Source organism: Arthrobacter sp. StoSoilB13 (genome assembly GCF_019977255.1).
Taxonomy (GTDB): domain Bacteria; phylum Actinomycetota; class Actinomycetes; order Actinomycetales; family Micrococcaceae; genus Arthrobacter.
The window spans coordinates 1,133,285-1,146,876 of sequence record NZ_AP024648.1 but is presented as its reverse complement, the minus strand read 5'-3'; the positions used below and the strand labels follow the sequence as shown (position 1 = coordinate 1,146,876).

The following is a 13,592-nucleotide window of genomic DNA, read 5'->3' as shown; positions in this document are numbered from 1 at the left end:
GTGGCGGCAGCGGGGTTACAGTTCGGTCCAGTCGAGGACCACTTTGCCGCCGGTGCCGGCGCGGGCGATCTCGAAGCCCTTTTCCCAGTCCGCCGCAGACAGCTTGTCGGTGACGACTGCGGAGATGTTCCGGTGCAACACGGGGTTGGAAGAAAGCATGGCGCTCATCGCGTACCAGGTCTCGAACATCTCGCGGCCGTATATGCCCTTGAGCGTGAGCATGTGGGTGACCACCTTGCCCCAGTCGATGTCGATGGACTGGCTGGGAAGTCCCAGCATGGCGATCCGCCCGCCGTGGTTCATGTTGTCGATCATCTCAGGCAGGGCGGTGGGGTGTCCGGACATTTCCAGGCCGATATCGAATCCTTCGCGCATACCCAGCTCCCGCTGTGCATCGCGGACGCGCATCCTGGAAACGTCGACGGCGAGGTCAACACCCATTTGACGGGCCAGTTCCAAGCGCGGAGCGGATACGTCAGTGATGGCGATCTTGCGGGCGCCTGCGTGGCGGGCGACGGCGATGGCCATCAGCCCGATGGGTCCCGCACCGGTAATGAGGACGTCTTCGCCCACCAAGGGGAAGCTAAGCGCGGTGTGGACGGCATTGCCGAAGGGGTCAAAGATGGCGCCGAGTTCCGGCGTGACGGATTCGTCGTGGTGGACCCAGACGTTGGTCTCCGGAATGACCACATATTCGGCGAAAGCACCATCGCGTTGCACTCCAACGGAGACGGTGTGGATGCACATCTGGCGGCGCCCTGCACGGCAGTTGCGGCAGATTCCGCAGACGACGTGGCCTTCGCCGGAGACGCGGTCCCCTACTTTGACGTCACGGACGTCCTCGCCGACTTCCACCACTTCACCGTAGAACTCGTGGCCCGCGATGAGCGGCGTTTCGATGATGCTTTGAGCCCAGGCATCCCAGCTCTGGATGTGGAGGTCGGTACCGCAGATGCCCGTGGTCATGACACGGATCTTGACGTCGCTGGGTCCCGTTTCGGGCTCGGGGCGGTCAACGAGTTCGAACCCTGCGTGTGGTCCGGATTTGTAGAGAGCCTTCATGGGATTCCTCACTGCTGGGGCTGCTTCGCTGCTGCTGACTCCATTAGAGCGCCGCCAACGATTTAGCACAACTAGATTCTTCTCAATCAACGATTTAGGATTTACTAATGGAAATACATCAGTTGCAGATGCTCCGTGAACTCGGTGACCTCGGGAGTGTAAAAGCTGTGGCTGAGACTCTTATGGTCACCCCATCGGCCGTTTCGCAACAGCTCGCACTCCTGCAGAAATCGGTGGACGTTCCACTGACGCGCAAGGAAGGCCGCGCCCTGGTGCTGACCGACGCCGGAAAGGTCCTCGCCGAGGCCGGGGCCGCCGTCGTGAACGCCATGGCGGATGCGCGGGCAGCGATCGGCGCCTATCACGACGCTCCCGACGCGCCTGTGAGCGTCAGCGCCTTCCACAGCGCGGGACAGGCGCTGTTTGCGCCGTTGGCAGCGCTTTTGGCGTCCGACGGCGGAAGGTCGCCAAGGCTTCGACTCTCGGATGAGGATGTGGCGCAGGAGGATTTCCCGGGGCTGGTTGCACGCTACGACCTCGTCCTGGCACACAGGATGGACAACAGCCCACCGTGGCCCGAAGACAAAGTGGCCGTGATCCCGCTGGCGGACGAGCCCCTGGACGTCGCCCTGCCCGCGGACCACCCGCTGGCGTCCCGGCGCGAACTGAAGCCGTCCGACGTCGTGGGTGAAACCTGGGTGACCAGCCGCGACGGCTACTCCCCCGCGGACGTGCTCGCCGCCGTCGTTGCCGTGAGTGGACGGCCCGCCGAAGTGCTGCACCGCATCAACGACTACTCAACTGTTGCCGCGCTTGTTGCGGCTGGTGGTGCAATCGGACTCCTGCCAAGGTTCACGGCACGGCGCGTCCTGGATGCCGGTGTTGTGCTGAGGCCCCTTTCCGGCGTGAACTCGGTGCGCAAGATCGACATTCTCGCACGCCCGGAAACGCTGAAACGGAAATCGGTCATGACGGTTTGCGAGTCACTTCAAACCGTCATGACCGAACTTATCGAGCTATCCAGCCCCGCTGGCTAGTCGCGGACCAGGGCGGGTTGGCCGGCGTCGAAGTATGCCACGAGCCCGGCAGGCAGGGCAGGGACTTCCCGCGCGCAGCCGTCGCCGCGCAGCGATTCGGTGGCGAGGATGCCAGCCGCCACTGCTTGCCGTGCGGCCACCGGGCTGGTTTGTGTGGGGCCGCCCTGGGAGGCGAAGCGCAGGAATTCCTCAATCAGGCGCGGGTCTGCGCCCCCATGGCCTCCGTCACCGTCCTGGATCGTGTGCACCTCGTCCGGTGGAGCGTAGCCGGAAGTCCGGCTGGTCCAGACGTTGATGGTCTGCCCTGGCCCGTCGCCAAAGTTCTCGATTCTGCCTTTGGTGCCGATGATCGTGTAATTGCGCCAGTAATCGGGTGTGAAGTGGCACTGCTGGTAGGAGGCCAGCCCCCCGTTGTCCAGGACCATGTTCATCATGGAAATGTCCTCGACGTCGATCACCTCCGCCAGATCCTTCTGCTCCGTGGGGGGCCAGTTTTCCACGGAGAACCATTCGCCCATGCGCTTTCCGGAGTTGTTGCTGCGCCTGCTGACGTTGCCATAGACCGCAAGATCGCCGACGGCGGAGACCCGCTTGGTGTACCCGCCGGCAAGCCAGTGGATCACGTCGATATCGTGCGCGCCCTTTTGGAGGAGCAACGAGGTGACATTGGCGCGCTGGGCATGCCAGTCCTTGAAGTAGTAGTCCCCACCATCGCCAACAAAGTGCCGGCACCAGACGGCCTTGACCTCACCGATCCTGCCCTCCTGTATGATGTGGCGCATCTGTACTACAACCGGCATGTGCCGCATGTTGTGCCCAACGTAGAGGCGCGTTCCGGTCTCATACGCCGTCTTCAGGATCAGGTCCGCTGACTCCAAAGTGATATCCAGCGGCTTTTCGCAGAAGGTCGCAATGCCGGCCTTAAGCGTACGGACCGCGACGGCGGCATGCTGGTTATCGGGCGTTAACACCAGGACGGCGTCCAGGTCGCTGGCGAGCACTTCTTCGAGGTCGCTGGTGATGCGGGCCGGGGGAATGGCCGCCGCGGCATCCGCCCGTCCCCTCTCGCTCACGTCGCAGACGATGGTGACTTCAGAGCCCTTGCCCGGCTTGTGGGCGTGTCTCCACAACCCGGAGCGCAGACCGAAACCCACGATGCCGACCTTCAAATCCTTTTCCATGAGGTGCAATTTCCTTCTGCTGGTTCGTCTAATAAAGTCTGGTTGCGGAGCTGCGGTGGGGTGCCGATTCGCGCACGAACAGGTGCCATGGGAAGTCCAGGACCGCAGGCTCACGCCTGGCGTCAGGCGCAGCGGGTGACGTTGCCCTCTGCAAAAGAAGCCTGGCAAGCTTGCCGAAGAAATCCACGGGGCCCACCGTGCTGAGCGACGGCGACATGCGCTCCCCCTCCACCGTGTTGCCCACACCGATGATGTCCACGTCCACGCCAACGGCGAGCCCGATCCGTTGAGCCGCATTGATGGCTGCGACGGCGGCGAAGTCCGTGGTGGCGTAGATGGCGGTAGGCCGGTCCGGCAGGCTGAGCAGCCGCGTTGTCGCAGCATACGCACCGGCAGATGTGCCATCGAAGAGGCCCACGTAATCCTCGTTATCCGGGATGCCCACTTCCGCCAAGGCATCTGCGTAGGCCCGGTAGCGGGTGCCGCCAGGGGCGCCGGCGGCCGTGGCCGGGGTGAGGCAGGCGATCCTTCGATGGCCGTGGAGGAGGTGCTCCACGGCCATGCGGCAACCCGGGCCCCGCAATGGACCTGATGACGTCAAAGCCATCGGGTTCAAGCCCTTCGTCGAAAACCACCAGCGTGGTCCCGTGCTCCGCGAGCTTCCGCAAGGCATCCCGCTGGTCGGGACGGACTGCATCCACGAAGACGGCATCGGCGTTATGAGTGCCAAGGACCTTCACCCAGTCGGCGTCGCCGAGGATCATCGGTGTGATTCCCAAGGGAGCTGCCGCCTTTTGCACGGCCTCGATGACGGATAACGACCAAGGATCGGAGAGCATCGTCAATGACAGGATGACGGTGTTCGTCCGCCCTGTCCGGATAGCCCGGGCAGCCTGGTTGGGGCGGTAGCCCAGGCGCTCCGCAACAGCCTTGACCTTCTCCGCCGTCGGGTCCGAAACTCCGGGTCCCGCATCACCGCGGCGACCCGACAACACATAGGAAACCGTGGCCGTGGAAACGCCCGCGAGTTCGGCCACCATACGGATGGTGGGCCGGACACCTGTGTTACCCGCTTTTGCCATGAGTTCCCCCTGCTTGTTCGTTTCTGATGCCGTCTTGTTTTTTGAGGCTAACTCCTGAATACGGGAGCAGCGGGATCCAACGCGGCCTGGTATTCGTCGCGCATCTTGTCACCACCTTCGCTCTTCCAGCGCTTGACCGCATCCTTGAGTTCATCGATCCTGGCCCGTCCGGTGATGATGTCCACCACCTTGTCGCGGAGCTGTTTGGTGATCTTCGCCCCCACCTTGGCGTTCGTATCCGAGTAGGAACCATTGGTGGGGTTGCGCCATGCGAGCTCCAGCAATTTTTCTTCCTGCTGGCTGACATAGCGGGTGTCGTCGTCGAATCCCGGATTGAAAATGACGTTCTCCGGGCTGGACATGATGTTCAATGCTGAAACCAGACCGGGGGCATTGGTGGTTCCAGTCTCCGTACGCACAGGGTTGCCCGAGCCGTCCAGTGTGTAGTCCTGGCCGAGCTCGCCGAAGTTCTTCTGCATGTACTCCACCGTGCCGAACGGTGCCGACAGGTAATTGATGAGGGCAAGGAGTTCACGGATCTTGCCTTCCCCGGCCTTCTTGAACGGCGTGAAACCCACCGTCCCATAGCCCATGTCGTAGGTTGGCTTGACCTTCCCGTCGGCGCTGAACGGAATAAGGATGTCGAACTTTGCGGTCTTGTTCAGTGCCCGGTAGCTACGGAGGTCATGGGGACCCACCACCACCTGTGCCGCAACACTGCCATTGGCAACCCGGGAGCGAATGTCCGTGGCCTTGGAATCCGGGTAGAAAACACCGGCTGCGAACATCCTGGCCGTGAATTCAACGCCGGCCATGTACTCGTCCGTTTCGTACAAATGCGTGAGCGTACGGTCCTTGTTGACGGCCCAGCTGTTCGGAGCGCCAAACCACTCGGTAACCATGTGCAAGGCATTGATATAGGCCGGCTCAAGGGCATACTTCTGATCGCCTGGACGCGTCAGTTCCTTTGCCTTGTCCAGGAACTCGTCCGCGCTCGCGGCCTCAAAACCACCTACTTGCGCCCATACGTCGTGGTTGCCCAGGTAAACCTGGCCGAACGGGGTGCTCGGGATGGGCGCTCCCCAAATCTTGCCGTTCACGACGGCGGTCTTCCAGGAATCGGGCTTGAGCGCCGCCAGGTTGGGGTACTCAAGCACTGCGTCACCGGAGAGGTAGGGCGTCAGGTCCTGGAACTTCGCCTCGAGCATGGGGCCAACGTTGGGAATTCCCTGGTTCGGTGGCACCCACATCATGTCCGGCAGCTCATTGCTGGCCAGGACGGTGGCAAACTTGGCCGGATAGCCGTCTCCGATGTCCTCGGCAATCTGCAGTTCCAGATCGCCGCCGAGCTTGGAGTTGAGCCGTTGCCAGAAGGGGTTGTCCTTCAGACCGGGACTCATGGTGTCGAAGGTTTCCGTCAGACCGGTCACCTTGCCCTTAAGCGGCGGAGCCTTCACGGACTGCACGGCGGTGGGCAGCTTGAAGTATCCGGCTTGCAGGCCTTTGGCGTTGCCGGCAAGGTCTGGAGTCACGCCGGTGAATTCCTTGTAGGTGGGCAGCTTGACCGAAGCGGAGGCTGCGGCGCCTCCAGTGCCTGCGGCTCCGCCACCACCGCAGGCGGACAAGCCGACGGCGGTCACGGCCAGGCCCGCGAGGCCAAGGAAACCGCGGCGGCTGAATCCAGCCTGTGAGGTAGTGCTCGTCATGGCATAAGCCTTTCTGGTTGTTTGCTGGTAGTTGATGCTGTGCTTGTTGCAGGCGTGCCGCGGGAACGGCTAACCCTTCACGGCGCCGGTGATGACGCCCTTGGCGAAGTGCTTTTGAAGGAACGGGTAAACCATCAGGATGGGAACCAGGGCCACCACTACTACGGCCATCTGGATGGATTGCGGAGGCGGTGTGGTGGTAATTCCGAGCTGGTCTGCCGCCCCGCTGCCCTGTACTACGAAGTTGCGGAGCAGCAACTGGATGGGCCATTTACTGTGGTCATTGATGTAGAGCAGTGCGTTGAAGAACGAGTTCCAGAATCCAACGGCATAGAACAAGCCGACGACGGCGATGACGGCCTTGGACAGTGGCATGACGATCCGCCAGAGGATCTGCCAGTCGTTGGCGCCATCGATCCTGGCGCTTTCGATCAATTCGCCCGGGATGTTCATGAAGAACGAGCGCATCACCACGAAGTTGAAGGCGCCAAATATGCCCGGGAGGATCAGCGACCACAGGGAATCCAGCAGCCCCAGCTGTCGAATCATGAGGAAGGACGGGATGAGGCCCGGCGCGAACAACAGCGTGAACAACACCGCAAGCACCACGGGGCGGCCGAAGAGGACTGACCGGCTGGTGGCGTATGCCATGGTGATGGTGACGAACAGCGCCAGGATGGTGCCCACGGCGGTGATGAGCATGCTCACCCCCAGGGATTGCAGGACCATGGGGCCTTTGAAGATCGTGGCGTAAGCCTCCAAGGTGGGACGTTCCGGCCAGAGCACGAATCCACCGGCCTGTACGAGTTGTTCGGTGTCCGCCAGGGACGTGGACACCACCAGGAGGATAGGGGTCAGGATGGAAAGGCTGAAAAGGACGAGGACCACGGCCTTTACCGTTTGGTACAGAGGAGAAGGGCGTTCCTTCCAGACGGGTCGTTTAGGGCTGTAGGTCAATTCCCGCGGTTTCCTCGTGAAAAATGTTGTTGCCATAGGGTTCTCCTTGTGCAGCAGCCGCGTGGGCTCAGCGTGCTTGCTTTGCAAAAATTCCGTCTTCGCCGAAGCGGTGGGCAAGTTTGTTGGCGCCGTAGATCAGCAGGGCACTGACCACACCCTTCGCCAGGCCCGCTGCGGCACCTGAACTCCAGCCGCCACCGACCACGCCCGTGTAGTAGGTAAAGGTGTCCAGCACTTCCGCCGCCCCGGCACCCACGGCATCGCGTTGGAGGATGAACTGCTCAAAACCGACAGAGAGAATGTCGCCAATGCGCAGGATCAGGAGGAGCACGATCACCGGCCTTAGCCCAGGCAGGGTGATGTGCCACATCCGGCGCCAACGTCCCGCGCCGTCAGCGGCCGCTGCTTCATACAAGGAGGCATCGATGCTTGCCAGGGCGGCGAGGAAAATGATCATGGCCCAGCCGGCGTCCTTCCAGATCATCTGGACAACCACCATCAGGGGGAAGGTTTCTGGATTGGTCATGAACGGAATCGGATCCATGCCCATATCGCGGAGCAGGTTATTGACGAAGCCCGCACCGCCCAACATCTGCTGGAAGAATGCGATCACCAGGACCCAGGACAGGAAGTGGGGCAGGTAGGCAATGCTCTGGAAAATCCTGCGGATCCGCGTGCTGATCAGGGAGTCAACAATCAGTGCAAGCACCAACGGCACCGGGAAAAGGAAAACCAACTGCCAGGCCGCCAGGTAGAGCGTGTTCCAGAAGGCATGGATGAAGTCGGGATTGCCGAACAGGTCCACGAAGTTCTGCCAGCCAACAAAGAGGCTGTCCCCGATGCCGAGGTAGGGCTGGTAGTCCTGGAACGCGATGACGTTGCCCAGGATGGGGATGTAGAAGAACAGCAGCAGGAAAGCGATGCCCGGGAGCATCATCAGGAGCATCTGCTTGTCGCGCCTCAGCCTTGAACGGAAGCTTTGTTGAGGTGCCCTGTTGCCCTTGCGCCTCCCCGTGCCGGATTTTCCCGGCAATGGCTCCGGGACGCGGCGCGCTTCCGGCAAAGCCGGAGCTTGTTGCGTCGTCGAGTTCATGCTGTCTCCTCAGTGCTGGGGCAAGGGTTATCAGTGTTGATTGAAGAGTGTGATTCAAAACACTCCCGTTAACCGTTTAACAAACGATAAACGACGACCAACATGTTTGCAAGATCATGATTGAAACTAAGGATAGAAATCAGTTTTGATCATTCTTGGCGGTGTGGCCCACCCCACTAAGATTGATGGAGAACCGCAGAGGGAAGGCTGACATGGCAGATTGCTGCAGCCCGGGCGCCGGCGCCCGGGAACACACCACACCCGGACTGACGCTCCCACTACGCGCGGCGGGCGGACACCGGAACCCGACGACCGGCGTCGTACGTTCGGGCCACGACGCCGCGGCAGCGGGTCATGGCGACGTCCAGATCCCGTCCGGGACCTTCGCCATGGGCGATCCTTTCGGTGAAGGGTACGACGGAGACGGCGAGACTCCAGTCCACGAGGTGTCCGTATCCGAATTCACCATCAGCGCCACCGCGGTCACAAACACGGAGTTTGCGGCGTTCGTGGATGCCACAGGGCACCGCACGGAGTCTGAAGAGTTCGGGACCTCTGCCGTGTTCCATCTTGCAGTCAAGGCCGAGCCGCACGACATCCTGAACAGAGTCAACAACGTCCCTTGGTGGCTCAATGTCCGTGGCGCCGACTGGGCCCACCCGGCCGGACCCCTCTCGCACTGGAAGGACATCCCTGACCATCCTGTGACGCACGTGTCCTTCAACGACGCCTTGGCCTACTGCGCATGGGCTGGCCGACGACTGCCCACCGAAGCGGAATGGGAGTATGCAGCCCGGGGCGGCGCGGCCGGGCAGCGCTATCCATGGGGCAACGAACTTCACAATGACAGCGTCGAAGGCAGCGCCCGGCACAACTGCAACATCTGGCAGGGCGAGTTCCCCGTGCGTAACGACGTCGAGGACGGCTACCTCACTACAGCGCCGGCCAGGTCCTTCGCCCCCAACGGCTATGGGCTCTACCAGACCAGCGGCAACGTCTGGGAATGGTGCAACGATTGGTTCCTGCCCAAGTACTACAAGACGTGCCTGAGCGCCGGAACCGTAAAGGACCCGCAGGGCCCAACAATTGGCCGCGGAAGGGTCATGCGCGGCGGCTCATACCTATGCCACGACTCCTACTGCAACCGTTACCGGCTGGCCGCACGGAGTTCCAACACGCCTGACTCCGCCAGCGCCAACCTCGGATTCAGGACCGTAGCGCTCTAAAGCCCCCGGTCCGGCGAGGGTCCCCGGTCCGGCGAGGGTCCCTGGATCCGGCAGAGATCTCAGTCAGTTGATGATTTCGCCGCGCTCGTCAGCCAGAATTGCTGCCAGGCGTTCTTTCCACGCCCGCAGCGCCCCGGGCTCCAGTCGCGTCCAATCGGTGACTTCGCCGAGGACCCTGAGCGGGGCCGCGCTGCGGTATGACCGGGTGGGATTGCCTGGGAATTTCTTGTCGGTCACGTTGGGATCGTCCTCGAATGCGCCGGTCGGCTCGACGACGTAAACGCGCGGCTCCGTGTCCCCGGCCGCGAGTTCGGCAGCCAGTCCCGCGCCATCCCGCAGAGCTGTGAAGTAGATGTGGTTCATCACGACCTCGGGACGGTAATTCGACCTGAAGCCAGCGCTCAGGAGATCACCTTCCCGAAGGTCGGCCTTCGTGCCATGAAAGAACGGACCCTCGTCCAGCGGTTGATTCACAGTTACACCCTAAACGCAGAACGCGAGGGGCGACTGGTCATAGTCCCTGATGTCCGCGCCCCTTGGGGCCGTGGCCTTTGAGGGCTGCCGGAAGCTCACCGGCTACAATGCGCTGCGCCGTCACGGTGTCGCCGTCTTTGGACCCGGCTATCCTGACGGTGTCTCCGGCTTTAAGGTCCGATGCGGCAGCTGAAGGCAGCGTAGGCTTGCCCTTGCCGTTCCGGAGCTCCGAAAGTTTAGTGGGCATCCGTGAGATGCGCGTATCTGAAGTGATCGCGTAGCTCTGCGTGAAGCCATCATCGCTCTTCACCGTGATCGAGGTGCTGTTCACGGACTCGATCTTGCCTGTCTGTGTGACCACAGTGCGGAATGTGCCGTCCGGCTCTTTCACAACGTGCTCGCCATGGATCCCATGGGCTCGCCCTTCAGGGCGCTTGGCGCCGTCAGTCGTGGTGGGACTTGGTGATGCGGTAGCGCTCGACGGCGATGGGCTGGGTTGGGTGCCTGCCCACACTGCGGCTGCCGCGCCGCCGGTCAGGGCGACGGCAATGCCGCTGGCGATAAAGGCCTTGCGAAGGCCCGGTGTAATGGTGGCCATGCATCCATTCTGCTCCTGGCCGGACAAAAAAGTAGCTGGCAGTTGCGGTTGTTCTGAGCCTTCAAAACAACGACAACTGCCAGCTACTTGGGTACTTAGGCCTGTACGCCGAGCTTTTCCAGGATCAGTTCGCGTACACGGCCGGCGTCGGCCTGGCCACGAGTGGCCTTCATGACACCGCCCACGATCGCACCGATGGCCTGGACCTTGCCACCACGGATCTTCTCCGCGACGTCAGGCTGTGCTGCCAGTGCGGCATCGATGGCTTCCAGAAGGGGACCGTCGTCGGAAACCACCGCAAGGCCGCGCTTTTCAACGATCTCGGCGGGTGTACCCTCGCCTGCAAGTACGCCGTCCAGGACCTGGGTGGCCATCTTGTTGTTGATCTTGCCGTCCTCGACCAGCTTGTTCAGCTCAACGATGACCTGCGGCGTGACACCGAGAGCGGAAGGATCGACGTCGGCAACCTTGGCGCGGCCAACGATCTCACCCATCCACCACTTCCGGGCAACATCTGCGCTGGCACCGGCCGCGATAGTTTCCTCGATCGAGTCCATGACTCCGGCGTTGACCACATCGCGGAACTCCAGATCCGAGTAGCCCCATTCTTCCTTGAGCCGCTTGCGGCGCTCGGCCGGCGGCTCCGGAAGGGTGGCGCGAAGCTCCTCCACCCACTCACGGGAGGCGACGACGGGAACCAGGTCCGGCTCAGGGAAGTAGCGGTAGTCGTCGGCGTCGGACTTGGCGCGGCCCGACGTCGTCGAACGCGTGTCCTCGTGCCAGTGGCGCGTCTCCTGGATCACCGGCTGGCCGGAGTCCAGGACGGCAGCGTGGCGCTGGATCTCGTAACGAACGGCGTGCTCGACGGCGCGCAGCGAGTTTACGTTCTTCGTCTCCGAACGGATGCCGAAGCGTTCCTGGCCGTGCGGGCGCAGGGAAACGTTGGCGTCGCAGCGGACGTTGCCGCGTTCCATCCTGGCGTCCGAAACACCAAGGTTCTTCACGATTTCGCGGACCGCGGCAACGTAGGCCTTGGCCAGTTCAGGGGCACGGCTTCCCGCACCCTGGATGGGCTTGGTGACGATCTCAACGAGCGGCACACCCGAGCGGTTGTAGTCCACCAGCGAGTAGTCGGCGCCCTGGATGCGACCTGCGGAGCCACCCATGTGGGTGAGCTTTCCGGCGTCCTCTTCCATGTGGGCACGCTCGATCTCGACGCGGAAGACGGTGCCGTCTTCGAGCTCGATGTCGAGGTAGCCGTCGTACGCGATCGGCTCGTCGTACTGCGAGGTCTGGAAGTTCTTCGGGGTGTCCGGGTAGAAGTAGTTCTTCCGGGCGAAACGGCAGTACTCGGCGATCTTGCAGTTCAGGGCAAGGCCGATCTTGATGGAGGACTCCACAGCGGTCTTGTTCACCACAGGGAGGACGCCGGGCATGCCGAGATCCACCTCGTTGACGTTGGTGTTCGGCTCATCGCCGAAGACGTTCGGGGCGGAGGAGAACATCTTGGTCTTGGTGTTGAGCTCCACATGGACCTCGAAACCCAGAACAGGATCGTACTTCTCCATGGCCTCTTCGAAGCTCAGGGTTGCGTCGACGGACATTAGTTTGAACCTCCGGCGGAGTTGGAAGCGGCCCCGAGAGCGGGTGTCTTCAATTCGGGAGCCTGGGCAAGAAGCGGGCCGCCCCACTTTTCTTCCAGAATGGACTCAAGCACAGCACCCACACGGTACAGGCGGGCGTCCTGGCGGGCAGGGGCCAGCAGCTGTACGCCGACGGGCAGACCGTCCTCGTCAGCCAGGCCGCCGGGCAGCGACAAGCCCGGGATCCCAGCCATATTGGCCGGAATGGTGGCGACATCGTTCAGGTACATGGCCAGGGGATCGTTCGCCTTCTCCCCCAGTTTGAACGCTGTGGTGGGAGCCGTAGGCGAAATGAGGACATCCGCCTTCGAGAACGCGGCGTCGAAGTCGCGCTGAATGAGCGTGCGGACCTTCTGCGCCGAACCGTAGTAGGCGTCGTAATAACCAGCGCTCAGGGCATAGGTGCCCAGGATGATGCGGCGCTTGACCTCATCACCAAAGCCAGCGGCACGGGTTGCACCCATGACGCGCTCGATCGTCAGGGGGCCGTCCTTGGGCAGGGCACGCAAGCCATACCGAACGCCGTCGAACTTGGCCAGGTTGCTGGACGCCTCGGACGGCATGATGAGGTAGTAAGCGCCCAGGGCGTACTTCAGGTTGGGGCAGGAAACCTCAACGATTTCCGCGCCGGCATCCTTGAGCAGCTGAAGGGACTCGTTGAAGCGGTTCTCGACGCCGGCCCCTGGTAGCCCTCGCCGTGCAGTTCCTTGATGATGCCGATCTTCATGCCGGCAACATTGCCTACGCGGGCAGCAGCAGCCAGGTTGTCGAACGGATCGGTCAGGGACGTGGAATCGAACGGATCATGGCCGCCGATAACTTCCTGCAACAGAGCCGCGTCCAGCACCGTGCGGGACACCGGGCCAATCTGGTCCAGCGAGGACGCCATGGCAATCGCGCCGTAACGGGAAACTGCACCATATGTCGGCTTGACGCCGACGGTTCCGGTGACAGCACCGGGCTGGCGGATGGATCCACCGGTGTCAGTGCCCAGCGCCAGCGGCGCTTCAAAAGCGGCGACGGCGGCAGCCGAGCCACCGCCCGAACCACCAGGAATGCGGTCCAGGTCCCACGGGTTCCGGGTGGGCCCGTACGCCGAATGCTCCGTGGAGGAACCCATGGCGAACTCGTCAAGGTTGGTCTTGCCAAGAATCGGCATCTTCGCAGCACGGAGCTTCTTGATCACCGTGGCGTCGTACGGGCTGTGCCAGCCCTCAAGGATCTTCGAACCAGCCGTCGTCGGCTGGCCAATCGTCACGATCAAGTCCTTCACAGCGATCGGCACACCGGCCAGGGCATGAAGCTCCCCGGCAGCGGCGCCACCAGCGGCGCGCGCAGCGTCAACCTCGGCCGCAACAGCCAGGGCTTCCTCGGTATTAACATGCAGGAACGCGTTAATCTGGCCGTCCACGTCAGCAATACGGTCAAGGTGCGCCTGCGTCACTTCAACAGCGGAAACCTCGCGGGCGGCAAGCTTCGCAGCAAGATCGGCAGCGGAGTGGCGAATGAGTTCGTTCTTCAGCTCAGTCATGG

At 62.4% G+C, this 13,592-nt stretch carries 12 protein-coding genes and 1 pseudogene; 2 read left to right on the top strand and 11 right to left on the bottom strand.

Going from position 1 to position 13,592, the window contains the following annotated elements:
* Positions 1–15 precede the first annotated feature (15 nt).
* Entirely contained in the window at positions 16–1,062 is a 1,047-nt protein-coding gene (gene tdh, locus LDP01_RS17490) for an L-threonine 3-dehydrogenase, zinc-binding type (protein WP_224092059.1), read from the bottom strand.
* A 107-nt stretch (positions 1,063–1,169) separates the two neighbouring features.
* Between tdh and LDP01_RS17485 the strand changes: the two genes are divergently transcribed.
* Positions 1,170–2,099 (top strand): LysR family transcriptional regulator, encoded by a 930-nt coding sequence (locus tag LDP01_RS17485; protein WP_224092057.1) that lies wholly within the window; start codon positions 1,170–1,172, stop codon positions 2,097–2,099.
* Here the strand turns inward: LDP01_RS17485 and LDP01_RS17480 are convergent.
* From LDP01_RS17480 to LDP01_RS17455, 6 genes are all read right to left on the bottom strand, one after another.
* Positions 2,096–3,280 carry a Gfo/Idh/MocA family protein gene (locus LDP01_RS17480; protein ID WP_224092055.1) on the bottom strand — a complete coding sequence of 395 codons (1,185 nt, stop codon included), beginning with the start codon at positions 3,278–3,280 and terminating at the stop codon, positions 2,096–2,098. The genes LDP01_RS17485 and LDP01_RS17480 overlap by 4 nt on opposite strands.
* A gap of 28 nt (positions 3,281–3,308) precedes the next feature.
* Positions 3,309–3,806, bottom strand: coding sequence for a substrate-binding domain-containing protein (locus LDP01_RS17475; RefSeq protein ID WP_224093917.1), 498 nt, complete (start codon positions 3,804–3,806; stop codon positions 3,309–3,311).
* Complete coding sequence (locus LDP01_RS17470; RefSeq protein ID WP_224092046.1) at positions 3,709–4,362, bottom strand: LacI family DNA-binding transcriptional regulator; 654 nt, start codon at positions 4,360–4,362, stop codon at positions 3,709–3,711. Before LDP01_RS17470 ends, LDP01_RS17475 begins: the two co-directional genes overlap by 98 nt.
* A gap of 47 nt (positions 4,363–4,409) precedes the next feature.
* Positions 4,410–6,068, bottom strand: a complete 1,659-nt coding sequence (locus tag LDP01_RS17465; RefSeq protein ID WP_224092044.1) for a type 2 periplasmic-binding domain-containing protein — start codon at positions 6,066–6,068, stop codon at positions 4,410–4,412.
* A 69-nt stretch (positions 6,069–6,137) separates the two neighbouring features.
* Entirely contained in the window at positions 6,138–7,061 is a 924-nt protein-coding gene (locus LDP01_RS17460) for a carbohydrate ABC transporter permease (protein WP_224092042.1), read from the bottom strand.
* A gap of 31 nt (positions 7,062–7,092) precedes the next feature.
* A complete protein-coding gene (locus tag LDP01_RS17455; RefSeq protein ID WP_224092040.1) occupies positions 7,093–8,118 on the bottom strand; it encodes an ABC transporter permease in 1,026 nt (341 codons plus the stop codon).
* A 212-nt stretch (positions 8,119–8,330) separates the two neighbouring features.
* Between LDP01_RS17455 and LDP01_RS17450 the strand changes: the two genes are divergently transcribed.
* Positions 8,331–9,344, top strand: coding sequence for a formylglycine-generating enzyme family protein (locus LDP01_RS17450; RefSeq protein ID WP_224092037.1), 1,014 nt, complete (start codon positions 8,331–8,333; stop codon positions 9,342–9,344).
* A gap of 63 nt (positions 9,345–9,407) precedes the next feature.
* Here the strand turns inward: LDP01_RS17450 and arr are convergent, their stop codons facing one another.
* From arr to gatA, 4 genes and pseudogenes are all read right to left on the bottom strand, one after another.
* Positions 9,408–9,818, bottom strand: a complete 411-nt coding sequence (gene arr / locus LDP01_RS17445) for an NAD(+)--rifampin ADP-ribosyltransferase (protein WP_224092035.1) — start codon at positions 9,816–9,818, stop codon at positions 9,408–9,410.
* 37 nt (positions 9,819–9,855) lie between these two features.
* A complete protein-coding gene (locus LDP01_RS17440) occupies positions 9,856–10,416 on the bottom strand; it encodes a DUF5666 domain-containing protein (RefSeq protein ID WP_224092033.1) in 561 nt (186 codons plus the stop codon).
* 95 nt (positions 10,417–10,511) lie between these two features.
* On the bottom strand, positions 10,512–12,020 hold the full coding sequence (gene gatB / locus LDP01_RS17435; protein WP_224092031.1) for an Asp-tRNA(Asn)/Glu-tRNA(Gln) amidotransferase subunit GatB: 1,509 nt from the start codon (positions 12,018–12,020) through the stop codon (positions 10,512–10,514).
* Positions 12,020–13,590: pseudogene (gatA, locus tag LDP01_RS17430) on the bottom strand (Asp-tRNA(Asn)/Glu-tRNA(Gln) amidotransferase subunit GatA). The gene gatB and the pseudogene gatA overlap by 1 nt, the downstream one beginning before the upstream one ends.
* Positions 13,591–13,592: the final 2 nt, after the last annotated feature.